Consider the following 25,033-nt stretch of genomic DNA (forward strand, 5'->3'; position numbering starts at 1 on the left):
TGCGTCCTCTCGATCGGTTCGTGTCTCAATCCCTCCCCAGTACCAACGTCCCCGACGAGCAGAACCATCCCCCGGTCCCCGACGCGACCCCGAGCCGCGGCGGCTCCCCGGTCCGCCCCCGCCGCCACACCTGACGTTCCCCGCCCTCACCCCGCAGCTGCCGCACCGCCTCCACCAGCAGAAACAGCCCCCGCATCCCGGGATGCTGGGCCGAGAGACCACCCCCGTCGGTGTTCACCGGCAGCTCCCCGCCCCGCACCAGCAGCCGCCCCTTCTCCACGAACGCCCCGCCCTCGCCCTTGCCGCAGAAGCCGAGGTCCTCCAGCGTCACCAGGGTCATGTAGGTGAACGCGTCGTAGAGCTCGGCGAAGTCGATCTCCTGCGGCCGCACCCCGGCCCGCTCGAAGGCGAGCCGCCCGCTCACCGCCGCCGGGCCCGTCGTGAAGTCGGGCCACTCGGACATCGCGGAGTGCGAGACATGCTCCCCGGCGCCGAGGACCCACACGGGTGCCGTACGGCAGTCCCGTACGAACTCCTGCGCGGCCAGCAGCACCGCCGCCCCGCCGTCGGAGCGGATGCAGCAGTGCAGCTTGGTGAAGGGGTCCGCGATCATCGGGCCCGACAGGACGTCGTCCACGGTGACCGGGTCACGGAACATCGCCTCCGGGTTCAGGGCCGCGTTCGCCCGCGCCTGGACGGCCACCTGTGCCAACTGCTCGATCGTCGTGCCGTGTTCGAGCATGTGCCGGCGGGCGGCCATGGCGTACTTGGCGATGAGCGTGTGGCCGTAGGGGACCTCGAACTGCAGCGGGCCACGGGAGCCGAAGGACAGGTTCTGGGTCCGGCGGCCCGCCTTGATGTCGGCGCGGGCCGTCGAGCCGTAGACCAGCAGCACCGCGTTCGCGTGACCGGCCGCTATCGCGTCCGCCGCGTGTGCCGCCATGACCTCCCAGGTGGAGCCGCCGACCGAGGTGGAGTCGACCCAGGTGGGGCGCAGGCCCAGGTATTCGGCCACCTCGACGGGGGCGAGGGTGCCGAGACCGGCGGAGGCGAAGCCGTCCACCACCTCGCGGCCCAGCCCCGCGTCGGCCAGTGCCCGGCGGGCCGCCTGGGCGTGCAGGGCGTACGGGGTGGCGTCGTCCACCCGACCGCAGTCGGACAGGGCCACGCCGACCACGGCGACGTTCCGGCTTCCGGCAGTCATGAGAGGCCTCCAACCCCTGTGCATATCGTTCTCACCCTCCTAATATGACGACCCGTCAGATACGGAGGGAAGAGCCATGGACGCCAGCTTCACTCCCGAACAGGACGAGATCCGCCGCACCCTCCGCGAGCTGCTCCACAGCCGCTGCGGCCCCCGTGAGCTGCGCGCGGCCGTCGAGGCCCCCACCGGACACGACCCCGCCCTGTGGAGCGCCCTCGCCGAACAGCTCGGCCTGCCCGGTCTCGCCCTGCCGGAGGCGTACGGCGGTGTCGGCTGCTCGGCGACCGAACTCGCCCTCGCCTGCGAGGAGACGGGACGGGCGCTGGCGCCCACCCCGCTGCTGGCCACCGCCGTCCTCGCCGCCCCGCTGATCGCCGCCCTCGGCACCGAGGCCCAGCGCGGCGCCCTGCTGCCCCGCCTCGCCTCCGGCACGCTCACCGCCACCCTCGCCGTCCCCGGCACCGCGCTGGCCGCCGCGCTCGCCCTCACCGGCGACAACGGCGGTCAGTGGGCCGGCGGCGGACGCGCCGGGGGCGTGCAGGCGCGGCGGGTGGCGGACGGCTGGCGGCTGTACGGGCAGGTCGATCAGGTGCTGGACGGGCACAGCGCGGGGCTGCTGGTGGTCGCCGCGCACGCCGGGGGGTTCGCGCGGTCGCGGACGCTGCTGTTCCTGGTGGCGGGGGACGCCGCCGGGGTCGTACGGGTGCGGCAGACCGCGCTGGACGCGACCCGGCCGCAGGCGCGGGTCCAACTGCGCGACGTGGAGGCCGAGTTGCTGGGGGAGGAGGGCGCGGATGTGCTGGCTGCGCTCGCCGAGGCGGGGGACGCGGCCGCCGCCGTGCTCGCCTGCGAGGCCGTGGGAGCCGCCGACCGGGCGCTGGAGCGGACCGTGGAGTACGTGCGGCAGCGGGAGCAGTTCGGGCGGGCGATCGGGTCCTTCCAGGCGGTGAAGCACCGGCTGGCGGATGTGTACGTGGGGGTGCAGGCGGCGCGGTCGGCCGCCTATTACGCGGCCTGGGCCACGGGCGGCCGGGTCGGCGGCCTCGCCCTCGCGCAGGCACTGGAGGCGCTGCGGACCGCGTCCGCCGAGGGGATCCAGCTGCACGGCGGCATCGGGTTCACCTGGGAACACGAGGCGCATCTGTACTTCAAGCGGGCCGCCGGTGACGAGCTGCTCTTCGGGCCGGTGCACCGGCTGCGGGCGCGGGCCGCCGACGCGGCCGGGCTCTTCGAGGCGACGGACGCGCGGGAGGTGGCGGTGTGATCGAGGTGCCCATGGTCGTACGAGCCGTGCAGAAGGTGTCCTCGACGCGGGGCTTCGCCAAGGTCGCCCCGCATGTCATCCCGGTCCTCGACCGTGCCGTGCACCGGCTCACGCGCGGGAAGGTGCTGCTCAGCGCCCAGATGCTGCCCGGCGTGATCCTGACCTCCACCGGCGCCCGCAGTGGACTGCCGCGCCGTACGCCGCTGGCCTGCATGCCCGAGGAGGACGGCCGCTCCTGGATCCTGGTCGGCTCCAACTTCGGGCGCTTTGGCCATCCCGCCTGGACCCACAACCTCCTCGCCCATCCCGACGCCGAGGTCAGCTGGAAGGGGCGGGACATCCCCGTCACGGCCCGGCTGCTGGAGGGGGAGGAACGGGCCGCCGTATGGAAGACGGCGCTGGCGTTCTGGCCGCCGTATGCCACGTATCAGGCCAGGGTGGAGCGCGAGATCCGGCTGTTCCGGATCGTGCGGCGGCGATGAGCTCCGGGTGTCCGCCGGGGGAGGAGTGCACCGGGACGAGCGGTGCCGTGCTCGGCGGCCGGGACGGCGGGGACGCCTCCCCCGACGGCGCGCTGCCTGGCCCTGCTGTGTACGACAGCCCCCGGGGGGCGCCCCCGTAAGGCGACCGGCCGCTACAGCGTCGCCAGGCGCTGTACCAGCAGGAACGCGCCGATTCCGAGCATCGCCGCCCCGGAGGTGCGGGTGACCGCGCGGGCCGCCGCGGGGCGGGTGCCCAGGACCGCGCGGGCGCCGAGGCCCACCGCGAGGTAGACCGTGGCGCAGCACGCCATGTGGAGCAGGCCGAGCGCGGCGGTCTGGGCGGGGACCGGCAGATGGTCGCCCTTCGTCACCAGGAACTGCGGCAGCACCGACAGGTAGAGCAGCAGGCCCTTGGGGTTCAGGCCGCTGATCGTGGCGCCCCGGAGGAAGGCGCGGGCCGGGCTCGTGGCCACCGTCTCCTCCGCCGCCCCCGGCGTGCCCGGGCGGCGCAGCACGCTCCAGCCCAGCCAGACCAGGTATCCGGCGCCGGCGGCCGTCAGCGCGGTCAGCAGACCCGGCTCGCTCGCCACCAGCACCGCGAGACCGGCCACCGCCAGGACCGTGTGCAGCGCGTACCCGGTGACCAGGCCCGCCACCGCCGTCAGCGGCGTGCGGTCGCGCAGCCCGGCGGAGATCGCGTACGCCCAGTCGGCGCCCGGCACGCAGACGAGCAGCAGGTCGATGGCGAGGAAGGAGAGGAGCAGTCCGGAGTCCATACCGGCGACATTAGGCGGGAATGGCTCGAAGGTGTTGTCGAAGTTTGCCCATGATCGTGGTTTGTGGGGGAAGATCTGTCCCATGGACGACGTGGACAGGAAGATTCTTGCCGAGCTCCAGCAGGACGGGCGGCTGACCGTGACCGAGCTGGCAGCTCGGGTGCGGCTGAGCGTCTCGCCGTGCCACCGGCGGCTGCGGGAACTGGAGCGGGCCGGGGCGATCAGCGGTTACCGGGCCGTCGTGGACCCGGGCGCGGTCGGGCTGACCTTCGAGGCGCTGGTCTTCGTCTCCATGCGGCAGGAGGACCGGGAGACGGTCGCCGAGTTCGAGAGCGCGCTGGCCGGGATCCCGCATGTGGTGGAGGCGCAACGGCTGTTCGGGGAGCCGGACTATCTGCTGCGGGTCGTCGCCGCCGACCTCGCCGCCTACCAGCGGCTGTACGACGACCGGCTGGCCACGCTGCCCGGGGTGCAGCGGCTGACCTCGACCCTGGTGATGAAGCACGTCGTACAGGACCGACCACTGCCCGCCTAGCCGGGCCGGCCGGCGCCGATACGCCGCAAGCGCCGGGTGGCGGGCTCCGGGACACCACGCGGACGACCTGGACCGAGGACCTCGCCGCGCTCGCCCTCCGGAGCTGTCCTGGTTCTGCCCCCGGCTGGGCCACCGGCTGACGGCCACCGACGAGGCGCTGCCGTCGGCCGAGAACGTCGACCGGCCCTGCGAGGGCGGGCCGGCCCGCGGTCGGCGCCCGAAGCGGAAGCAGGCGGTGGTCCACTCGTGTGGATCACCGCCTGCCAGACAGGACTTGGGAGCCGTAAAGCCTACGGGCGGCCGCCCGGTGTTACTTCGTCGGCTTCTTGCCGGTCACGCCCAGGTGTACCAACAGCGCCAGATTCGGCTTGAGTTCGGCCTGTTTGACGCCCCACGTCTGGAAGCCCTTCTGGTGCGAGGCCACCGCCGCGAGCATCGCGACGATCGAGCCCGCGACCGCGGCCGGGTTGACGTCCTTGTCGACCCTGCCCTTGGCCTGTAGCTGACTGACCGCGTCCGCCAGGGAGTTGTTCACGGAGTTCAGGATCTTCATACGGAGCTTGTAGAACCGTTTGTCCCCCTCGGACGCGCCGAGATCGACGACCCTGAGGATCGCGTCGTTCTTGCGCCAGAACTCCAGGAAACCGTCGACGAGTTCCTGAGCCGTCTGCCAGCCGGCCTTGCCGACCCAGCTGCGGCCCTCGACGAGCTCGGTCAAGGAGGCGCCCTCGGCGGCCATTTGCTCGGCGATCTCCAGGACGGCGCCCTCGACGTCCGGGAAGTACTGGTAGAAGGTCGCGGGCGAAGTGCCCGCCTTCCGGGCGACATCGATGACTTTGACGTCCCGGTACGGGGAGGAGCTGAGCATCTCGCTGAGGCAGTCGAGCAGCTTCTGCCGGGTCGCCTGCCCACGCCGGCCGGCCACACGGCCGTCGACGGTACGCACTTGTCCTGTCATGCCGTCAGCTTACCGAGGCGTGATCGAGGCGCGATTCGGCCGACTGCAAATGGGGTGCACGAGGATCACGAGGCTGGTGTGCCTGGTCTGCGGGGTGCGCGGCAGGCCGCTACTTTTGCCGCATGGCCGAAAACAGGGCATCCGCGAACGGAACGGGATACACGGAGGGCGTCCCGTGCTGGGTCGACGCCCAGCTTCCCGACGTGGCGGCGGGCAAGCGCTTCTACGGTGAGCTCTTCGGGTGGGACTTCGAGGAGGCGTACGACTCCACCGTGTGGGCCCGTCTGGACGGCGACCGCGTCGCCGCGCTCGCCCGCAAGAAGGACGGGCGGCTGCCCACCGTGTGGACGGTGTACTTCGCCACCCCGGACGCCCGGGCGCTGGGGGAGCGGATCCGCGCGGCGGGCGGGCAGGTGGTCGTCCCGCCCGTGCGGATGGGGGCGGACCTCGGCGCCGCCGCGCTGGTCACCGACCCCGAGGGCGCCGTCTTCGCGCTCTGGGAGGCGGGCAGCCACCGGGGCTTCGGCCGACGGTACGAGCCCGGCACCTTCGCCTGGGTGCAGCTCTACGCCCGGGACACCGACGCCGCCAACGCCTTCTACGGCGAGCTCTTCGCCGACGCCCTGTTCGGACCGGACGCCAAGCCCGACTTCGGCCGGGCGGCCGTCTCCGAGGTCTTCTCGGAGATGATGCCGCCCCATTTCCTGGTTCACTTCCGGGTGGCGTCCTGCGAGGAGACCCTCGGCACGGTGAACCGGCTCGGCGGGCGGGTGCAGGTGCCGCCCTTCGAAACGTCGTACGGCACGGTCGCCGTCGTCACCGACGACCAGGGGGCGTCGTTCGCGGTCCTGGAACGCTGACCGCGTGCTTCCGCCTCCGGCGTCCCACTATGCGAACCGGCGCTTTCCGCGGCCGCCGGAGTGTGGTTTTGTCCCAAGACACCCCGTTCCGCCCTCGGGTTCGCAACCACGCCCTCGGACAGGAAGAATCGGGGTGCGTGCCGCCAAGGCGGTGCGGTGGTGAGACGCTGCACGGGGTCGCGTACATATGTGGGTGACGGGGCCCGTACGGGGAGGTGGCAGGCAGAGTGGTGGATCAGCTGACGCAGCACGATCCGCGCAGGATCGGGCCGTTCGAGGTGCTCGGACGGCTGGGCGCCGGCGGTATGGGGCTGGTCTATCTCGCGCGCTCGGCTTCGGGCCGGCGCGTGGCGATCAAGACGGTCCGCACGGAGCTCGCCGAGGACCAGCTTTTCCGCGTCCGCTTCACACGTGAGGTGGAGGCGGCCCGGGCGGTCTCCGGCTTCTACACGGCGGCCGTGGTCGACGCCGACCCGCGTGCGGCCGTGCCGTGGCTGGCCACCGCGTACGTCCCGGCGCCCTCGCTCGAGGAGATAGTGAACGAGTGCGGGCCGCTCCCGGCCCAGGCGGTGCGCTGGCTGGCGGCGGGCGTCGCGGAGGCCCTGCAGTCCATCCACGGCGCCGGTCTCGGCCACCGCGACCTGAAGCCGTCCAACGTGCTCGTGGTCGAGGACGGCCCGCGCGTCATCGACTTCGGTATCGCGTCCGGCGTATCGAACACGCGTTTGACGATGACCAACGTCGCCGTCGGCACCCCCGCCTACATGTCCCCGGAGCAGGCCAAGGACTCGCGCAGCGTCACCGGCGCGAGCGACGTCTTCTCGCTGGGCTCGATGCTGGTGTTCGCCGCCACCGGACACCCCCCGTTCCACGGCGCCAACCCGGTCGAGACGGTCTTCATGCTGCTGCGCGAGGGCCCCGACCTGGAGGGCCTCCCGGACGAGCTGCGCCCGCTGATCGAGTCCTGTATGCAGATGGAGGCCACCGGCCGCCCCAACCCGGCCGACCTCCAGGCCCAGCTCGCACCCCACCTCTTCGGCTCCGGCACCGACGACAGCGGTACGGCGTCCGCGTGGCTGCCCGAGCGCGCGGTGAGCCTGATCGAGGCGCGGCGCGGCGGCCGCCCGGCGGCCAAGCCTCGTTCGTCCGGCCGCAGCGGCGGCGACCGTTTCGTTCCCGCCCCCGCGCCCGTGCCGCCCCCGCCCTCGCACGACCCGGTGGTCCCGCAGCCCGCGCCCGTCCCGGCCGGCGCCCCCGACACCGGCCCGGTCCGCCTCGCGGGCGCCGCGGTCCCGATCGGCCCCGGCCCCCGCGTCGCCGACGCCCGCGCCGCCGCCATGCAGGCGCCCCCGCCGGAGGCCGGCCTGGTCGCCTCCTGGGCCAAGCCCCGCCCCGGCGTCAACGGCGCCGACCCCGCCGTACCGGCCGTGCCGCCCGTGCCCCCGGAGAACGCGGCCGGCTGGCGGCCCTGGCGCTTCCGCATGTCGAACGACGTCTGGGGCACCCCGGCCGTCGCCGACGACCTCGTCTACGTCACCTCCTTCGAGGTCCACGCCCTCGACGTGGCCACCGGCCGCCGCCGCTTCAAGACGCGCGACGTGGCCTGGTCGATGGCGGTCGCGGACGGCCGTATCCACGCCTCCGACGGCCCGACCCTGTTCGCCCTGGAGAGCAGGGAGGGCGCGGACCTGTGGCGGCTGCAGACGGACGCCTGGGTGTACTCGCTCAAGGCCGAGCGCGGCACCGTCGTCACCGGCACCCGCGGCGGCGGCGTCCAGGCCTGGGAGGCCTCGAACGGCCAGAAACTCTGGGAGATCACCGGCGCCCAGACCGACTTCGAGTCCCCGGAAGCCGGCCCCGCGCTGTACGACGGCACCGTGTACGTCTGGCAGGACGCCCGGCTGCGCGCCCTGGACGCCCGGACCGGCGACGAGCGCTGGTCGTACCCGATCGGCGACGCCGCCTCCTGCGGCGGGGTGCCGGTGCGGGTGGCGCAGGCGCACGACGGCCATGTGTACGTCTCCGCCGGGACGCGGGTGCTCGCGCTCGACGTGATGAGCGGCCATGTGCGCTGGCACTTCGAGGCCCCCGCGGTCTTCCTGTGCCCGCCGACGTTCGTACCGGGCCCCGCGGTGACCGGCGGCGGCGTGTACCTCGCCGACTACCTCGGCACCGTCTACGCCCTGGACGCCACCGACGGCCGCGACCGCTGGCGCATCGCCACCGAGTCCCGCTCCTCCATCGAGCCGGTGCTGGTGGCCGCGGGCCATGTGCACGTCGGCAGCGGCAAGGGCCTGTACACGCTGGACGCGGTCACCGGTACGCCGAAGTGGCGCTTCCAGGCGGGCGGCGACCTCGTGGGCGCCCCGACGGTCGCCGAGGGCCGGATCCACTTCGGCTCCACCGACCACCTGCTGTACACCCTCAAGGCCGACGACGGCCGGCTCAGATGGAAGCTCGCCACCGGCGGCGAGATCACCGGCTCGCCCGTGGTCAGGGACGGGGTGGTGTACGCGTGCAGCAAGGACCGCTGTGTGTACGCGCTGGACGCGGAGAAGGGCACGGGCACGGCACGTAACGCTTCGCTGAGATAGGGCGGGTTGGGTTGTCGGTCGTCTGCGGCGCCGTTGGGGCTGGTCGCGCCCGCGCGGCGGAGCCGCACATCGATGCAGCCCCGCGCCCCTTCAGGGGCGCTGCTCGCCCCGGGGTCGTGTGACGGCCGTCGTGCCGGCGCACGGAAGGGGTCCGGACGGCGGCCGTCCCAGGGGAGCGGTCATCTTCACCGCCCTTACACGAGACGCTACGCCGGGTGAGCGCTTACCGCCATGTGGCCGCTGCTAACGTGACGTGCTCACGATCGCGACAACGGGGGTTGAAACACCGTGAAGCTTCGCCATGTCCGCGTCGAGGCCGCCAACACCAGCGGCATCACCACGTACACCTACGAGTTCGGCGTGGTCTTCGAGGACCCCGAGGGCGCCCCCGTGCGCACCAGCTCGTCCGCCATCCCGTACGTCTCGCCCGACACCACGGAAACCCTGGACGTGGCCGCCTTCTACGTCCCCGGCGCGGGCGAGAGCACGACCGGCGTCACCTGCGCCCTGGACGACGTGACGCGCGAGGCGCAGTAGCCGAGAGCCTCACCGCACCCGGTGATCGCGGCGCCGCGCCCGGAACAGCTCCGCCTGCCGCTCGGCCGGCAGGTTGCCGAGCGCGATCAGGTGCGGCGCCTGCGCGAACGCCTGGGCCAGGGCGGCCTCCTTGGCCGCCCACAGCGCCCGTACGGTGCCCTGCACGCCCCGCGCCGGATACCCGGCGATGACGGCGGCGCACTCCACCGCGGCGGCCAACGCGCCACCGGGCGCGGCGACTTCGGACACCAGCCCGATCTCGTGCGCCCGCCGCGCCGACAGCCGCTCCGCGCTCCCCATCAGCGCCATCCGCGCGGCCTCCCCGTACGGCATCCGCAGCGCCATCAGCATCGACTCGTAGGCGCTGACCATGCCGTAGGTGGTGTGCGGGTCGAAGAAGGTGGCGTCCGGGTCGGCGACGAGGAAGTCGGCCTCGCCGAGCAGATAGAAGGCGCCCCCGCAGGCCATGCCGGTCACGGCGGCGACGACGGGCTTCCACAGGTCGTTGGACTTGGGCCCGACCCGCAGCAGCGGGTCGTCCGTCATGTACGGCGAGTCCGGCTGCGGGACGACGGCCTCCCGGTCCAGCCCCGTGCAGAAGGCCCGCCCGCCGGCACCGGTGAGCACGACGGCCCGTACGGTGTCGTCGAAGCGCAACCCCCGCCAGCACTCGACCAGTCGGTCCCGCAGGCCGAGGTCGATGGCGTTGAGCCGCTCGGGCCGGTCCAGGGTGACGACGGCGACACCGGTGTCCTTGTCGATCGCGATGCCGAGGCTCATGGGCGCTCCAGGACCCACTGAAGCAGCCCGCCGCCGCTGAAGACGGCCTGGACCTTGGCGCCGATGCGGATCCGGTCCGGGGAGAGGGAGTCGAGGGGGGCGTCGGGGCCGGTGACGAGGTTCCCGACCAGGCGGATGCGGGGCGCGTCGGCGAGTTCGACGACCACGACGTTGTACGGCGCCTGCTCGGCGTACTCGGGCAGCAGGGGCGGATGCGGGACGACGTAGGACCAGATCCGCCCCTGTCCGCCGACCCGCCGCCACTCGCTCGCGAAGGACTGGCAGTGCGGGCAGCAGGGGCGGGGCGGGAAGCGGAGCTCGCCGCAGTCGGCGCAGGCCTGGACGCGCAGTTCGCCCCGGGCGGCGTACTCCCAGAAGGGGGCGCCGTCGGCGTCGGTGACAGGGGACAGCATCGTCCGATCAACTCCTCAGGAGCAGCGCGGAGGTGGGGACGCCTTCGCCGGCGGTGACGAGGCAGGTGGCGGCGCCGGGGACCTGGGCGGTGCCGGTGCCGCGGAGTTGTTTGACGCCCTCGTTGATGAGGTTGAACCCATGGACATAGGCCTCACTCAGCCCGCCGCCGCTGGTGTTGAGCGGCAGCCGCCCGCCGATTTCGAGGGCACCCCCTTCCGTGAACGCGCCTCCCTCCCCCCTCCCGCAGAAGCCGTACCCCTCCAGCGACAGCGGTATCAGCGCCGTGAACGCATCGTAGATCTGGGCGACGTCCACATCCTGTGGAGTGAAGTCGGCGTGCTTCCACAGCTGCCGGGCGGCGGTCCAGGCAGGCCCCGTGAGCGGGTCGTCGTTCCAGTAGTTGACCATGCCGTGGTGCTGGGCGGGCAGGCCCTGGGCGGCGGAGTGGACATAGACGGGGGCGTGCCGGCAGTCCCGCGCCCGCTCCCTGCTGACGACGACACAGGCCAACGCCCCGTCGGTCTCCAGGCAGTTGTCGAAGAGGCAGAGCGGCTCGCTGATCCACCGCGAGGTCATGTACATCTCGCGGGTCAGGGGACGGTCGTACATGAGCGCGTCCGGGTTCTGGTTGGCCCGGTTCCGGCAGGCGAGCGCGACGTTGAAGAGGTGATCCCGCGTCGCGCCGAACTCGTGCATGTACCGCCGGGCGAGCATGGCGATCTCGTCGACCGGCCGCAGCAGGCCGTACGGCCGGGTCCACTGGGCCGGGGTGGGGAGCTGGACGTTCGTGTTCCGCCAGGGCCGGGGCCCGCTGCCGCGCTTCCGCGACCGCCAGGCGACGCCGACCGACGCCTGCCCGGTGGCGATGGCGCCCGCGAGATGCGCGACGGTGGCACACGATCCGCCACCCCCGTAGCCCACCTTGCTGAAGAAGGTCAGGTCCCCGAACCCGACCGCCTTCGCCAGCTCGACCTCGTCGGTCTCCTCCATGGTGTAGCTGGCCAGTGCGTCGACCTCGTCCGGTGCTATCCCGGCATCGTCGAGCGCGGCGAGGACGGCCCGGCAGGCGAGGGTCCGCTCGTCCTCGTCGAGCCGCTTGGCGAAGGGTGTCTGTCCTATGCCGACGATCGCGGTGGCGTCCTTGAGTCCGGCCATGCGCACACCTCCACGCTGCTGAAGGGCTGCTGACAGGGCGTCAGAGTACAGCTAATCTGACGGGTAGTCAGCTACGGGTTGGGAGGAGGTGTGCCGTGCGCGGCGACTTGGAGTGGGGCAGCATTCCGGAACTCGTACGAACCGCGGCCGAGCGGTACGCGGACACCGAGGCGGTGGTGGAGGGCCGCGGCCGGATCTCGTACGCCGAACTGGGCGCCCGGGTCGAACGCTCGACGGCGGCCTGCCTGGCGAACGGCATCGCGCCGGGCGACCGGGTCGCCATCTGGGCGCCGAACACCCTCGACTGGATCGTGGCGGCGCTGGGCGCGGTGTCGGCGGGCGCGGTGCTCGTCCCGCTCAACACCCGCTTCAAGGGCGCGGAGGCGGCGGACGTGCTGCGCCGCAGCGGGACCCGGCTGCTGTTCGTCACCGGCACCTTCCTCGGCACGTCGTACGTGGCGTCGCTGCGCCGGGCGGTCGCGGAGGGCCCGGGCCTGCCGGAGCTGGAGCAGGTGGTGGTGCTGTCGGACGACGCCCCCGCGGACTACCGCACCTGGAAGGACTTCCTGGCGAGCGGCGACGCGGTGAGCGCGACGGAGGTGCGGGCGCGCGCCGAGGCCGTGGGCGGCTCCTGGCCGTCCGACATCGTCTTCACGTCCGGGACGACGGGCCGCCCGAAGGGCGCGGTGATCAGCCACGCCCAGACCCTGCGTGCCTACGAGATGTGGAGCGACCTGGCAGGCCTCCGCCACGGCGACCGCTACCTCATCGTGAACCCCTTCTTCCACACCTTCGGCTACAAGGCCGGGGTGATCGCCTGCCTGATGCGGGGAGCGACGATGATCCCGCAGCCGGTCTTCAACGTGAACACGGCCCTGGCGAACATCGCGGCGGAACGAGTCTCGGTCCTGCCCGGCCCCCCGACTCTCCACCAGTCCCTCCTGGACCACCCGGCGAGGAGTTCCCACGACCTCTCGGCGCTCCGGCTGGTGGTCACCGGCGCCGCGGTCGTGCCCTTGCGGCTGGTGGAACGCCTGCGCGGAGAACTCGGCGTGGAGACCGTCCTCACGGCGTACGGCCTCTCGGAGGCCAGCGGCATCGTCACGATGTGCCGCCGCGGCGACGACCCGTCCGTCATCGCCTCGACATCGGGCCGCGCCATCCCCGGCACCGAGATCCGCGTCGAGGCCCCGCCCGGCGAACCCGGCGAGGTCCTGGTCCGCGGCTTCAACGTCATGCGCGGCTACTACGAGGACGAGGCCGCCACAGCCGAGGTGCTCACACCGGACGGCTGGCTGCGGACCGGAGACGTGGGCGTGCTGGATGATGCGGGCAACCTGCGCATCACGGACCGCATCAAGGACATGTTCATCGTCGGCGGCTTCAACGCGTACCCGGCGGAGATAGAGCAGATGCTGGGCCTGCACCCCGACGTCGCCGACGTCGCGGTGATCGGCGTACCCGACCCGCGCCTCGGGGAGGCCGGCAAGGCGTTCGTGGTGCGCCGCCCCGGCTCGGTGCTGACCGGCGACGACCTGATCGTCTGGGCGCGGCGGGAGATGGCGAACTACAAGGTGCCGCGGGCGGTGGAGTTCGTGGCGGAACTGCCGCGGAACGCGAGCGGGAAGGTGGTCAAGGGGGAGCTGCGAGGGCGGCCCTGACGCACATTTCGGCCGCGGCGGCTCCCCTCCGCGCCGCCGCGGCCGATCCTCGCGAGATGAGGCTTACTTGTCGTTCAGGTCCAGGTGCGCGGGCCCGGCCGGCATGGCGTTGTTGAGCGTGGTGATCTTCTCGTCCGCGGTGGCCGGCTCGCTGGGCATGGCGTTGTTGAGCGTGGTGACCTGCTCGTCCGTCGTGGCGGGCTCGCTGGGCATCGCGTTGTTGTCCGGAGAGACGGTCGTGTCCTTCTGCTGCTCGCTCATGGGCTCATGCTCCTCTTCTTCGTCGATGAGTGAGGAACGCCCGTCCGGAAACTCCCCCGAGGATTGCCGGACGGGCGTTCGGAGCCGCACATTAATCGGTCGGGCTCCGGGTCCGACCGCCTGCCCCCCGACGCGACGGTCCGACGGGTATGAGACTGCCGGGCGGAGATAAACGAACGCTGAACGCCCGCGATCCCCAGGTCAGTGGCCCGAGATCCCCAGGTCAGGGGTCCGACTCCTAGGCCGCTGCGGTCGAGCTGAGCAGCGCGCGCACCTCTGCGGCCTCCACGGCGTCGTGCTGCTCGAAGAGGTTGAGAGCCTCGCGCCAGCACGCCCGGGCCCGGTCCGCCTGACCGAGCGCGGCGAGCGAACGCCCCAGGAGCGTCAGCACGTTGCCCTGCATCCGGTCACCCCCGATGCAGCCCAGCGCGAGAGCCTGCTCGGCGTGTTGCGCGGCCTGGGCCGGGCGGCGGTCGGCCGAGTGCACCTCGGCGATGCGGAAGTGGGTGACGCCCTCCCACAGCCGCTGCCGATGGTCGTTGAAGATGCCGAGGGCGTCGGAGAACCGGCTCAGCGCCTCGGCGTAGCGGCCCGCCCGGGTCAGGGCGACGCCCAGCGCGAAGTGCCCGTTGGCGAGGCGCACGGTCCGGCCGATCTCGGTGTGCACGGCGAGCCCGTGCTGCGCCATCTCCACGGCCCTGGCGATGTTGCCCATGCCCAGATGGGCCCGTGACAGGTTGCCCAGGACGGTGGCCTCGAAGGGCCGGTTCCCCGCCGCCCGCAGGCCTTCCAGGGCCTGGTCGAAGAAGACCTTGCTCTCGGCGAACCGGCTCTCGTGCAGGCAGATCAGTCCCCGGTTGTTGGCCACCCAGCTGACGGCGGTGGCGTCCTGCGCGCTCCCCGCCAGCTCCATGGCGACGCGGGCCTCCTGCTCGGCGGGCTGAATACGTCCGGAGACCAGCAGCACATCGCTGAGCACCGTACGCGCCCTGCCCTCCGCCCGCTCGTGGCCGGCGGCCCGGGTGGCCTCGCAGGTGGCCCTCGCGGTCATCTCGTACTGATGCGAGTTGGCCCCGGACTCGGTCAGGTCCTTCGCCGCCCAGAGCAGATCGACGGCCCGCCGCAGCCGCTCCGTCCCGGCCGCCTGCCGTACACAGGCCAGCAGTTGACCGGCCTCGGTGTACAGCCAGTCGAGGGCCTCCGTCCCCTCGGTGAAGCCCAGCCCCGGATAGCGGGTCGGCTCCAGGTCGTCGGTCAGCCGGTCCCCGGGGTGCTCGATCGCGTACACCCGCGCGGTCGTGGCCAGATAGAAGTCCAGCAACCGGGACAGCGCCGCGTCCCGCTCGCTCGGTGGCCACTCGTCCCGTTCCGCACAGGCACGCGCGTAGAGTCGCACCAGATCGTGGTACCGGTACCGGCCGGGCGCCGCCGATTCCAGGAGCGAGGTGTCGACGAGGGACTCCAGCAGGTCCTCCGTGTCCTCCGCCGGAAGGTCGAGCACCGCCGCGGCCGCCGCCAGTGAGATGTCCGGGCCGTCGGCCAGGCCCAGCAGGCGGAAGGCGCGCGCCTGGGCCGGCTCCAGGGCCCCATAGCCCAGCTCGAAGGTCGCCTTGACCGCGAGGTCGCCGGCCTGGAGCTCGTCCAGGCGCCGGCGTTCGTCCGCGAGCTTCTCCGCGAGGACCGAGACCGTCCAGGTGCGGCGGGCCGCGAGGCGGGACGCGGCGATGCGGATGGCCAGCGGCAGGAAGCCGCACGCCGCCACCACGTCCAGCGCGGCCTCGCGTTCCGACGCCACCCGTTCCTCGCCCACGATCTTCGTGAACAGCTGCAACGCCTCGTCCGGCGACATCACGTCCAGGTCGACCAGGTGGGCGCCCGCCAGGTCCACCATGCGGACGCGGGAGGTCACCAGCGCCGCGCAGCCGTCCGTGCCCGGCAGCAGCGGGCGTACCTGGGCCGCGTCCCTGGCGTTGTCCAGCAGGACCAGGACCCGGCGGCCGTCCAGCACCGAGCGGTACAGGGCCGAGCGTTCCTCCAGGGAGTCGGGGATCGCCGCGTCCGGTGTGCCGAGGGCCCGCAGGAAGGAGCCCAGGACCGTCTCCGGCTCCGCCGCGCGCGGGCCCGCGCCCTGGAGGTCGACGTAGAGCTGACCGTCGGGGAACGCCGAGCGCGCCTGGTGCGCCACGTGCACCGCGAGTGTCGTCTTGCCCACGCCGCCGATGCCGGCCAGCGCCGACACCGCCATCACCCGGCCCTCGGCCGAGGCGAGGACCTCGCTCAGCTCGGAGACGGAGGAGGCGCGGCCGGTGAAGTCCGGGACCGTGGCGGGGAGCTGGGCCGGGCGCACCGGGACCGCCGCCGGTTCGCCCGCCGGCGCCGACGGCTCCGCGAGGGCCGGGTCCGCCTGGAGGATGCGCCGCTGGAGCTCGCTCAGGCCCGGACGCGGGTCCACGCCCAGCTCGTCCGCCAGCAGGCGCCGGGTGTCCGCGTACACCGCCAGCGCCTCCGCCTGCCGGCCGCTGCGGTACAGCGCCAGCATCAGCAGCTCCCGCAGCCGCTCGCGCAGCGGATGCTCCGCGGTGAGCGCCGTCAGCTCCGAGACCGCCTCCGCGTGGCAGCCCTGCTCCAGGTCCATGTCGAGGCGGGATTCCAGCAGCTGCAGCCGCCACTCCTCCAGGCGGACCCGCTGGGCCTCCGCGTACGGCCCGGGGACGCCTGCCAGGACCTCGCCGTCCCACAGGGACAGCGCCCGCCCCAGCACGTCCCGCGCCTGGTGCAGATCCCCGGCGTTCCTCGCCTTCTCCGCCGCCGCCGCGAGCTCCTGCGCCGCCGCCAGGTCCAGCGCGCCCTCGGCCAGGCCCCGCACCGCGTAGCCGCCGGACTCGCTCACCAGGACCCCGGGGTCCAGGACCTTGCGCAGCCGGGAGGCGTACGTCCGCAGCGCGGCCAGCGCCTGCGAGGGCGGCTCCTCGCCCCACACGGCGTCGATCAGCTCCGCCGCGGTCGCCGTACGGCCCTCGCGCAGCAGCAGGGCCGCGAGCAGGGCGCGTTGCTGGGGGGAGCCGGTCGGGAGCTGTTCCTCGCCGCGCCACGCGCGTACCGGACCGAGTACGCCGAAGCGCAGCGCCGGCGGCTCCGCCGCGTCTGCCGAGGAGCCGGGCCGCCTCGGCTCCGGTACTCGCGGTACCCCGTCCATCGCCGTCCCCCTAGGACCCGTTTACATCTCCGCCAGTTTGCCTTGTTCATGGCAGATGCGTCAGCCGTGGAGAGGGTGATCACAGGCAGACGCGCGGGATATCACAAGGCCCTCACGTGCTCTTCGCAAAGCGGCGGGCGCGCCCGCATAGCTGACGGACCGTCAGATCGGCGCTACCGTGGCGGACATGGACACCGAGACGACGTTTCCGCTGATCATCTCCGTCGACGACCACACGGTGGAGCCGCCGACGGTGTGGCAGGACCGGCTTCCGAAGAAGTACCTCGACACCGGTCCGCGCATAGTCCGCGCGCCGCTGAAGGAAATGAGCTTCCTCGGCGGCCGGTTCAAGCCCGTCATGGGCCGCCCCGGCGACGAGGGGCCGCTCGGCGACTGGTGGGTGTACGAGGACCTGCACCGCCCGCTGACCCGTCTCGACACCGCCGTCGGCTACAGCAGGGACGAGATCAGGCTCGAGGTCATCACGTACGAGCAGATGCGCCCGGGGTCGTACGACGTCCCCGCCCGCCTCGCCGACATGGACGTCAACCACGTCCAGTCCGCGCTCTGCTTCCCGACCTTCCCGCGCTTCTGCGGCCAGACCTTCACCGAGGCCGCGGACCACGAGCTGGGCCTGCTGGGCGTGCGGGCCTACAACGACTGGATGGTGGAGGAGTGGTGCGGGCCGGCGGCCGAAGGCCGGCTCATACCGCTCACCCTCATCCCCCTGTGGGACGCCGAGCTGGCGGCCGCCGAGGTCCGCCGCAACGCCGCCCGCGGCGTACGCGCCGTCGCCTTCTCCGAGATCCCCCCGCACCTCGGACTCCCCTCCGTCCACACCGACGACTGGGACCCCTTCCTCGCCGCCTGCGACGAGACCGGCACGGTCGTCGCCATGCACATCGGGTCGTCGAGCCGGATGCCCTCCACCTCCGCCGACGCCCCGCCCGCCGTCGGCTCCACCATCACCTTCGCCAACTGCTGCTTCTCGATGGTCGACTGGCTGATGAGCGGCAAGTTCGAGCGCTTCCCGAACCTCAAGGTCATGTACGCCGAAGGGCAGATCGGGTGGATCCCCTACATCCTCGAGCGCGCCGACGTGGTGTGGGAGGAGAACCGGGGCTGGGGCGGGGTCGCCGACAAGGTGCACCGGCCGCCGTCCGAGCTGTTCGCCGACCACGTCTACGGCTGCTTCTTCGACGACGCCTTCGGGCTGAGGAACCTGGACTCGATCGGCGTCGGGAACGTCCTCTACGAGACCGACTACCCCCACTCCGACTCCACCTGGCCGAAGTCCCGCGAGGTCGGCGAGGCCCAGATGGGCCATCTGGACCCGGAGGTCGTCGAGCGGATCGTGCGCGGCAACGCGATCGAACTGCTGGGGCTGACCCCGGACGGCCGCTGGGACGGCGCGGCGCGGTGACTGCGGCGCGGTAATCGAATCGCAATCAAAAACCCCTCAACGGAACCCCGGCCCCGTAGACGTCATCTTCCCCTCCGAGGTGCGAAGCTCTCGTACCAGGCATCAGGTACAAACCTCTACGGGTCGGGGCATTCATGGCTGTCCAGCACGCTCAGGTCGCCGTCGTCGTCATCGGGTACGACGACGTCGCCCATGTGGCGGACGCGGTTCGGTCGGCGCTCGCGCAGGGGCCGGCCGTCCATGAGGTGATCGCGGTCGACGACTGCTCGTCGGACGGCAGCGCGGAGCTGCTGAAGCGGATGGCCGCCGACGAACCCCGCCTGAAGGTGCTCCGGCGCCCCACCAACAGCGGCGGCTGCGGCACCCCGCGCAACGACGGGCTGAACGCCGCGACCTCGCCCTATGTCATGTTCCTGGACAGCGACGACGTGCTCCCGCTCGGCGCCGTCGACACGCTGCTGGACGCGGCCGTGCGGCACGACGCGCCGGTCGCGGCCGGGCTGTGCCTGCGCAAGGAGCTGCCGTCCGGGCGCGAGACGCCGTGGCAGCACGAGCTGTACGCCGGGCGCGCACTGGTCGACCACCCCGCCCGGCGGGTACGCCTGGTGCGCGACACGCTCAGCGTCAACAAGCTCTACCGCACCGACTTCCTGCGCGGGCACGGCATCCGCTTCCCCGAGGGCCGCTTCCCCTACGAGGACTTCGTCTTCACCGCGCGCGTGCTGGCCGCCGCCCCGAGCATCGCGCTCGTCCCGGAGCCGGTGTACATCTGGCACGTACGCCGGTCGGCGGCCCGGCTGTCCATCTCCCTCGACCGCGCGAACATCGCCAACTGGCAGGCCCGGATCGACGCCGACCAGCTCTCGTACGACATCCTGCTGGGCGCCGGCGAGAAGCGGCTGGCGCAGGCGACGCGGGCCCGCTTCCTCGACCACTCGCTGCGGATGTACGCGCGCGAGCTGCATCTGCGCGGCGCGGAGTACCGGCGTGAGTGGTGGACCGTCACACGCGCGTACCTGGCCTCCTTCGACGAGGCCGACTTCGCGTCGGGGCCCGCGCCCGGCCGGGTCGTCGCCCGGGTGGTCCTCGCCTCCGAGGAGCCGTGCGACCTGGGCCGGCTCAAGGAGTTCGCGGCCCGCCCGGCCCGGCTGAACCCGCCGTACGCGCGCGCGGACGACGGCTCCCCGATCTGGTCGGCGCGGCTGCCCCAGGTAGAGCTGGACCACCTCCTGGTCCGCCCGGCGCACCTGCTGCCGGCCGCCGTCGACGCCGCACTGCGGCCACGCGTGCGCGGGACGGTGCTGCGGCTGCGCCTGCACGAGATGTACGGGCGGATGGCGCAGGCGGGACCGGAGGCCGTCGAGGCCCAGTTCGTGGAGCGGGACGACGGCCGGCTGGGATTCTCCGGTACGGCGTCCCTCACGGCCCACCCGGACTCCGACACCTGGTCCGCCGAGTTCCCGCTGGACCTGGCGGCGCTGGGCCGCGGCACCTGGGACCTGAAGCTCCGGCTGTGCTTCAAGGACGGCACCCACCGGGAGATCACCGCGCACGCCGTCGCGGGCGCCGGGCTGCTGAGCCGGCGCGCCCTGCCGAGCCTGCGGCACGCCGTGCTGCTGGTGCAGCCGTACGCCACCCACTCGGGGGCCCTCGCGGTGCGGCTCGCGCCCGGTCTGAGCGGGGTGACGGACGTCGTACGCCGTCGCCTGAAGCGCTTCTTCCGCTGATACGTGACTCTTTCGATGAAGGGCTGTACATGACCTGGCTGATCACCGGTGGCGCCGGCTACATCGGGGCGCACGTCGTGCGCGCGATGCTGGACGCGGGCGAACGAGCCGTCGTCTACGACGACTTGTCCACGGGGATCGCCGAGCGGGTACCCGACGGCGTACCGCTGGTCGTCGGCTCCACGCTGGACGGTGAGCGGCTCGGGCGCGTCATCCGGGACCACGGCATCACCGGCGTCGTCCACCTCGCGGCGAAGAAGCAGGTCGGCGAGTCCGTCGAGCTCCCCCTGCACTACTACCGGGAGAACGTCGAGGGCCTGCGCGTCCTCCTGGAGGCCGTGACGGCGGCGCAGGTGCGGTCCTTCGTCTTCTCGTCCTCGGCGGCGGTCTACGGCATGCCGGACGTCGACCTCGTCACGGAGGAGACGCCGTGCCTGCCGATGTCGCCGTACGGCGAGACCAAGCTGGCCGGCGAGTGGCTGGTCCGCGCCACCGGCCGGGCCACCGGTCTGTCCACGGCCTCGCTCCGCTACTTCAACGTGGCCGGCGCGGCCACCCCCGAACTCGCCGACACCGGCGTCTTCAACCTCGTCCCCATGGTCTTCGAGAAGCTGACGGACAACGCGCCCCCGCGCGTCTTCGGGGCCGACTACCCGACCCCCGACGGCACCTGCGTCCGCGACTACATCCACGTCGTCGACCTGGCGGAGGCCCACGTGGCGACCGCGCGGCGGCTGAGCGCGGTGCCGGGCACGGACCTCACCCTCAACATCGGGCGCGGGGAGGGCGTCTCGGTGCGCGAGATGATCGACCGGATCAACACGCTCACCGGCCACGCCCTGCCCCCCGAGGTCGTGGACCGGCGGCCGGGCGACCCCGCCAGGGTCGTCGCCTCGGCCGACCGCATCGCGGCGGAGCTGGGCTGGAAGGCGCGGTACGGGGTGGACGACATGATCTCGTCCGCCTGGGCGGGCTGGACCTCGAACCACCCCGTGGAGTGAGAGGGCCCCACTGCTGAGGCCCTACCTCTCCAGGAAGCCGAACAGCGCCTCCCACCGCCCCGCGATCTCCTCCGCCCCGTACCTGCGGATGTTCCGCCTCGCCGCCTCGCCCATCCGGTCCCGCAGCTCGGGGTCCGACATCAACAGGTCGAGCTTGCGGGCGAGTTCGCCGGTGTTGCCGGGCCTGGCGAGGAGGCCGTCCTCGCCGTCCTGGATGATCTCGTGGACGCCGGGGGCGCAGTCGAAGGCGGTGCAGGGGACGCCCATGGCCATGGCCTCCATGAGGGCGAGCGGGAAGCCCTCGCCCCGGGAGGACAGCGCGAACACCGAGCCGCCCCGCAACGCGCCCCGCACATCGCCGGTGCGGCCCTTCCACTGCACGGAGTCGTCGAGGCCCAGGGCGGTGCAGTGCTTGCGCAGGATCTCCTCGTCCTCGCCGGAGCCGTAGATCCGCAGGACCCAGTCGGGGTGGCGGGGTGCCACCTCCGCCCAGGTGTCGAGGAGCATGTCGACGCCCTTCTCGTCGCTGAGCCGGCCGATGCTGATGACGGCCCTCTCGGTGCGCGGCGAGGGCTCGTCCGGCAGCCAGGGCACGGCGTTCGGCATGAACGAAGCGTTGTTGAGGCCCGCGCCGATCCACAGGTCGGCGTCCTCGCGGGTGAGGGCGAGCATGCGGTCGACGTTCCGGTAGTGCTTGAGGACCCGCCGGAAGCGCGAGGAGCGCTTCGAGGTCTCGAAGGACTCGTGGCTCATGCCGATGACGGTCAGCCCGCCGGTGTCGGCGACGTTCACCCACTCCATCGCCCACACCTGGGTCACGATGACGACGCCGCCGGGGCGCGCGGCGCGGAAGAGGCCGGTCAGTACGGTGGCCTTCTCCCGCATGCTCGCGTCCCGCGCCCGGCCGGGGGCCGGCGGCTGGCCGGCGTACAGCCGGGTCGTGGGGTAGGGGAGTTCGCCGAGGTCGTGCGGGTCCTCGGGGGTGGTGATGCCGATGACGTGGACGCGGTGGCCGCGCTCGGTGAGGAGCCGGGCCAGCTGGTGGGACCAGCTGGTCACCCCGCCCAGTTCGTCCACGCTGTTGGAGACCAGGAAGACGTCCCGCCCCATCGTGTCCTGCGCCACTGCGCCTGCCTCCACTACGCCTTCCTCCAGTCGGTGAAGAACTCCTCGACGATGCGCTGCGCGGCCGTGCCCTCGTCGTACTCGCCGAAGTCGGCCACGAACCGCTCCCGCGCGGACGCGTACTTGACGCTCTGCTCCTCCAGCGAGGACTCCCGCAGCGTGGAGTGCAGTTCGTCCGCGGTGCGGACGACCGGGCCGGGTGCCCGTTCCAGCAGGTCGAAGTAGGTGCCGCGGCCTTCGTGCACGTACTCCTCGTAGTCGTGCGGGAAGAACAGCATCGGCCGGTCCAGCAGGGCGTAGTCGAACATCACCGACGAGTAGTCCGTGATCAGGGCGTCGGCGAGGGCCAGCAGCGGGGTCACGTCGTGGTGGTCGGAGACGTCGATGACGCGGCCCCGTACGGACGGCGGCAGCACCACGTGGTTGAGGTAGTGGGCGCGGACCAGGAGGACGTACTCGTCGCCGAACTCCTCCGCGAAGCGCTCCACGTCGAAGGGCAGCGCGAAACGGCGCCCGCCCTGCTGGCGGAAGGTGGGGGCGTACAGCAGCACCTTCTTCCCGGCCGGGATGCCCAACTCGGTCGCCAGCGGCGGCCGTTCGGTCGCCCTCCGCGCCCGCACGAGCGCGTCGTTGCGCGGGTAGCCCACCCGCAGCAGCGTCTTCTCGCGCAGCCGGAAGGCCTTGGCGAGGGTGCGCACGTCGTGCTCCGAGCGGATCAGGAAGTGGTCGAAGCGGTCCAGGGTGCGCTGCTGTTCGGCCTGCTCGGCGCGGGACTTGAGCTTCCAGCCGGCCTCGTCGAAGCCCATCCGCTTGAGCGCGGAGCCGTGCCAGGTCTGGATGTAGGTGGTGCCGGGGCGCTTGGTCAGCTTCAGCGGGTAGCTCTGGTTGTCGATCCAGAACTCGGCGCGGGCCAGGGCCTTGAGGTAGGGCAGCGACCAGCGGCGCACCAGCGTGGCGTCGGCGGGGAAGCCCTGCGGGCGGCCGGTGTACGACCACACCGCCTCGAAGTCGAGGCCCTGGCGGCGCATCTCCTCGTAGATCGCCCGGGGGCTGTCGCTGTACTGCCGGCCCAGATGGCTCTCGAAGACCACCAGTCGCTTGCGTACCGGCATGCGCAGGTAGACGTCGTGGTAGACGCGGAGCTTGGTCTCCCCGGAGGTGGCTCGTTTGCGCAGTGCCTTCGCCTTGCGGTAGCCGGCCTTGGCGAGCCGGCCGGGGGTGCCCCGCAGGCCGCGCACGACGAGGTCGTTGGCCTTCTTGCCGGGGACGAGCCGGAAGGCGAGGTGGCCGCGGGCGGAGATCTCCGGCTCGACACGGTCGGCGACCAGCCGGGTCAGGCGCGGGCGCACCGGCACCTCGCCGGTCGCGAGGCCCGGCCGGGTGGCGGTCAGGCGGGTCGTCGTGCGCTCGCCGTCGACGTGCAGGTGGAGCCGTACGTCCCAGACGGCGTCCACGATGCCGAGCGGGCGCAGGCCCTTCGCCAGGTCCGCCGAGGCCGCCCAGGACACGTACGGGCCCTCGTGCCGCACCGTCGCCACCGGGAAGCGGAAGGTCTGGAAGCGCAGTCCCTGGCGGCGGGCGTAGAACTCCAGCTCGGCGGTGAGCCGGGCACCGGGCGCGATGGCGCCGAGGGGGTTGGTGATCCGGCCGGCGAGCCGGACGACGCCGCCCTGTCCCTCCTGCCGGTACTCCGTGAGTTCGTTGCGCGGGAACAGCTTTCCGACCGGCCGGGTGTGGTAGCCGAGCTCGGTGACGTCCAGGACCTGGCGGGCGAAGGGGTCGTCGTCGATGTGCTCGGCGCACCAGTAGACCCGCCCGTCGCGCTCGGCGAGCGGGGCCGAGACCTTGTCGCGGTTGGTGAGCGTGTCCACGGCGGGCAGCAGGTTGTCCCAGTCGCTCATCCGCAGCAGATACGCGCAGACCGCGTGGATCGGCTCGACCTCGTCGTAGGCGGCCGGGTCGATCGACGTCAGATAGGCGCGGGCGAGGGCGGCGAACTCCTGGCGGTAGGCGGCGTCCCGGAAGGGCAGGTCGCGCAGGTGCAGCACCAGGTCGTGCTTGAGGAACTTGACGTCCTTGCGGAACTTCAGCTCCGGCAGGCTCTTGTCGGCGAGCAGCGCGTCGACCCGGCGGTGCATCTCCATGCGGTGCGCGAAGTTGGCGATCTCGGCCCGCCGGTTGCTGATCGACTTGGCGTCGGCCTTCTGGACCACGTTCCAGTCGTAGACCCGGTTCGGGATGAGCGTGATGCGGCGGGCCGCCGTATAGGCCCGGGCGGAGAAGAGCAGGTCCTCGTAGTGGATGCCGACGGGGAACTCCAGGCCGGCGTCGAGAAGGAACCGCCGGCGGTAGCACTTGTTGGTCGACAGGGTGTCGAAGACCAGCAGGTCAGGCAGTTCGGCGATCGAGTCGAGGGTGCGGGTGCGGGCGTACAGCCACGGGTACCACTTGACCTCCTTGCGGTGCCGCGAGTCGACGTGGACGCGGACGCACATGCCGGAGACGAGGTCGGCGCCGGTGGTCTCGGCCGCCTCCAGGAAGTTGCGGCAGGCGTCGCGCTCCAGGACGTCGTCGCTGTCGAGGAAGAGGACGTACTCGCCGCGGGCCTGCCGGATGCCGTGGTTGCGGGGCGCGCCGCAGCCGCCGCTGTTCTCGGGCAGCCGGTACGCGCGGACGCGACCGGGGTGCTCGTCGGCGAGCCGGCGGGCCGCCTCGTAGGACCCGTCCGTGCTGTGGTCGTCGACGATCACGACCTCGACGCCGCGCAGTGACTGCTCCAGCACCGAGCGCACGGCCGTGGGCAGTCTGGTCTCGTCGTTGTAGACGATCACGACGACGGACATGGCGACATCGGACATGGCGGGCCGCTGATCCCCGTCCACATTCACCCCATTCATCACTGCTTCCACCCTATGAAGGCGATCGTGCGCCAGAGGGTCCACTTGGGTAGATGTCCGACGAGGCGGCCGGGTTGCTTCCACGGACCCGGATGCGCCGGCTGTGCACGGAGTGTGAGACGCCCGTCACTGTCCCGGGCCCGTCCGGCGCTGCCCCGGGTCTTGTCTGACGACCCGTCAGAC

At 72.4% G+C, this 25,033-nt stretch carries 20 protein-coding genes; 10 read left to right on the forward strand and 10 right to left on the reverse strand.

The window, feature by feature from the left end:
- Window positions 1-25 precede the first annotated feature (25 nt).
- Window positions 26-1,204 carry a thiolase C-terminal domain-containing protein gene (locus tag IM697_RS04390; RefSeq protein ID WP_194044903.1) on the reverse strand — a complete coding sequence of 393 codons (1,179 nt, stop codon included), beginning with the start codon at window positions 1,202-1,204 and terminating at the stop codon, window positions 26-28.
- A 76-nt stretch (window positions 1,205-1,280) separates the two neighbouring features.
- Here IM697_RS04390 and IM697_RS04395 point away from each other — a divergent pair, with 76 nt between their 5' ends.
- Window positions 1,281-2,468: an acyl-CoA dehydrogenase family protein gene (locus tag IM697_RS04395; RefSeq protein WP_194044905.1), complete on the forward strand. Its 1,188-nt coding sequence runs from the start codon at window positions 1,281-1,283 to the stop codon at window positions 2,466-2,468.
- Between the two features lie 11 nt (window positions 2,469-2,479).
- Complete coding sequence (locus tag IM697_RS04400; RefSeq protein WP_194049582.1) at window positions 2,480-2,950, forward strand: nitroreductase/quinone reductase family protein; 471 nt, start codon at window positions 2,480-2,482, stop codon at window positions 2,948-2,950.
- A 152-nt stretch (window positions 2,951-3,102) separates the two neighbouring features.
- Here the strand turns inward: IM697_RS04400 and IM697_RS04405 are convergent, their stop codons facing one another.
- Entirely contained in the window at window positions 3,103-3,726 is a 624-nt protein-coding gene (locus IM697_RS04405) for a LysE family translocator (protein ID WP_194044907.1), read from the reverse strand.
- An 82-nt stretch (window positions 3,727-3,808) separates the two neighbouring features.
- Between IM697_RS04405 and IM697_RS04410 the strand changes: the two genes are divergently transcribed.
- Window positions 3,809-4,261 (forward strand): Lrp/AsnC family transcriptional regulator, encoded by a 453-nt coding sequence (locus tag IM697_RS04410; RefSeq protein ID WP_194044909.1) that lies wholly within the window; start codon window positions 3,809-3,811, stop codon window positions 4,259-4,261.
- A gap of 310 nt (window positions 4,262-4,571) precedes the next feature.
- On the opposite strand, the gene IM697_RS04415 is transcribed toward IM697_RS04410, so the two are convergent.
- Entirely contained in the window at window positions 4,572-5,207 is a 636-nt protein-coding gene (locus tag IM697_RS04415) for a TetR family transcriptional regulator (RefSeq protein WP_194049583.1), read from the reverse strand.
- Between the two features lie 134 nt (window positions 5,208-5,341).
- Between IM697_RS04415 and kbpA the strand changes: the two genes are divergently transcribed.
- The 3 genes from kbpA to IM697_RS04430 all read left to right on the forward strand — a co-directional run bounded on the left by kbpA (window position 5,342) and on the right by IM697_RS04430 (window position 9,210).
- Window positions 5,342-6,079 carry an AfsK-binding protein KbpA gene (gene kbpA, locus IM697_RS04420; RefSeq protein WP_194044911.1) on the forward strand — a complete coding sequence of 246 codons (738 nt, stop codon included), beginning with the start codon at window positions 5,342-5,344 and terminating at the stop codon, window positions 6,077-6,079.
- A 227-nt stretch (window positions 6,080-6,306) separates the two neighbouring features.
- On the forward strand, window positions 6,307-8,673 hold the full coding sequence (gene afsK / locus IM697_RS04425; RefSeq protein ID WP_194044912.1) for a protein serine/threonine kinase AfsK: 2,367 nt from the start codon (window positions 6,307-6,309) through the stop codon (window positions 8,671-8,673).
- Between the two features lie 288 nt (window positions 8,674-8,961).
- Window positions 8,962-9,210: a hypothetical protein gene (locus IM697_RS04430; protein WP_194044914.1), complete on the forward strand. Its 249-nt coding sequence runs from the start codon at window positions 8,962-8,964 to the stop codon at window positions 9,208-9,210.
- A 9-nt stretch (window positions 9,211-9,219) separates the two neighbouring features.
- On the opposite strand, the gene IM697_RS04435 is transcribed toward IM697_RS04430, so the two are convergent.
- From IM697_RS04435 to IM697_RS04445, 3 genes are read right to left on the reverse strand one after another with little or no spacing between them, the layout of a single operon-like run.
- Window positions 9,220-9,990 (reverse strand): enoyl-CoA hydratase/isomerase family protein, encoded by a 771-nt coding sequence (locus tag IM697_RS04435; protein WP_194044917.1) that lies wholly within the window; start codon window positions 9,988-9,990, stop codon window positions 9,220-9,222.
- On the reverse strand, window positions 9,987-10,403 hold the full coding sequence (locus IM697_RS04440) for a Zn-ribbon domain-containing OB-fold protein (RefSeq protein WP_194044926.1): 417 nt from the start codon (window positions 10,401-10,403) through the stop codon (window positions 9,987-9,989). Before IM697_RS04440 ends, IM697_RS04435 begins: the two co-directional genes overlap by 4 nt.
- Before the next feature lie 7 nt (window positions 10,404-10,410).
- Window positions 10,411-11,559: a lipid-transfer protein gene (locus tag IM697_RS04445; protein ID WP_194044928.1), complete on the reverse strand. Its 1,149-nt coding sequence runs from the start codon at window positions 11,557-11,559 to the stop codon at window positions 10,411-10,413.
- Between the two features lie 95 nt (window positions 11,560-11,654).
- On the opposite strand from IM697_RS04445, the gene IM697_RS04450 reads away from it, so the two are divergent.
- On the forward strand, window positions 11,655-13,220 hold the full coding sequence (locus IM697_RS04450; RefSeq protein WP_228044498.1) for a FadD3 family acyl-CoA ligase: 1,566 nt from the start codon (window positions 11,655-11,657) through the stop codon (window positions 13,218-13,220).
- A gap of 63 nt (window positions 13,221-13,283) precedes the next feature.
- Here the strand turns inward: IM697_RS04450 and afsS are convergent, their stop codons facing one another.
- Together afsS and afsR are read right to left on the reverse strand one after the other, a co-directional pair.
- Window positions 13,284-13,481, reverse strand: a complete 198-nt coding sequence (gene afsS / locus IM697_RS04455) for a regulatory protein AfsS (protein WP_194044929.1) — start codon at window positions 13,479-13,481, stop codon at window positions 13,284-13,286.
- A 238-nt stretch (window positions 13,482-13,719) separates the two neighbouring features.
- A complete protein-coding gene (afsR, locus tag IM697_RS04460) occupies window positions 13,720-16,677 on the reverse strand; it encodes an SARP-family global regulator AfsR (protein ID WP_194044930.1) in 2,958 nt (985 codons plus the stop codon).
- 187 nt (window positions 16,678-16,864) lie between these two features.
- On the opposite strand from afsR, the gene IM697_RS04465 reads away from it, so the two are divergent.
- The 3 genes from IM697_RS04465 (at window position 16,865) to galE (ending at window position 20,828) form a co-directional block, all read left to right on the forward strand.
- Complete coding sequence (locus IM697_RS04465) at window positions 16,865-18,100, forward strand: amidohydrolase family protein (protein ID WP_194044931.1); 1,236 nt, start codon at window positions 16,865-16,867, stop codon at window positions 18,098-18,100.
- A gap of 134 nt (window positions 18,101-18,234) precedes the next feature.
- Window positions 18,235-19,827: a glycosyltransferase family 2 protein gene (locus tag IM697_RS04470; RefSeq protein WP_194044932.1), complete on the forward strand. Its 1,593-nt coding sequence runs from the start codon at window positions 18,235-18,237 to the stop codon at window positions 19,825-19,827.
- Between the two features lie 29 nt (window positions 19,828-19,856).
- Window positions 19,857-20,828 carry a UDP-glucose 4-epimerase GalE gene (galE, locus tag IM697_RS04475; RefSeq protein ID WP_194044933.1) on the forward strand — a complete coding sequence of 324 codons (972 nt, stop codon included), beginning with the start codon at window positions 19,857-19,859 and terminating at the stop codon, window positions 20,826-20,828.
- A 21-nt stretch (window positions 20,829-20,849) separates the two neighbouring features.
- Here the strand turns inward: galE and IM697_RS04480 are convergent, their stop codons facing one another.
- Window positions 20,850-21,938 (reverse strand): glycosyltransferase, encoded by a 1,089-nt coding sequence (locus tag IM697_RS04480; RefSeq protein WP_194049585.1) that lies wholly within the window; start codon window positions 21,936-21,938, stop codon window positions 20,850-20,852.
- Window positions 21,939-21,967: 29 nt separating this feature from the next.
- Window positions 21,968-24,811 carry a bifunctional glycosyltransferase/CDP-glycerol:glycerophosphate glycerophosphotransferase gene (locus IM697_RS04485; RefSeq protein WP_194044934.1) on the reverse strand — a complete coding sequence of 948 codons (2,844 nt, stop codon included), beginning with the start codon at window positions 24,809-24,811 and terminating at the stop codon, window positions 21,968-21,970.
- Between the last annotated feature and the right edge of the window lie 222 nt (window positions 24,812-25,033).

Origin of the sequence: Streptomyces ferrugineus (assembly GCF_015160855.1) — a bacterium.
Lineage (GTDB): Bacteria > Actinomycetota > Actinomycetes > Streptomycetales > Streptomycetaceae > Streptomyces > Streptomyces ferrugineus.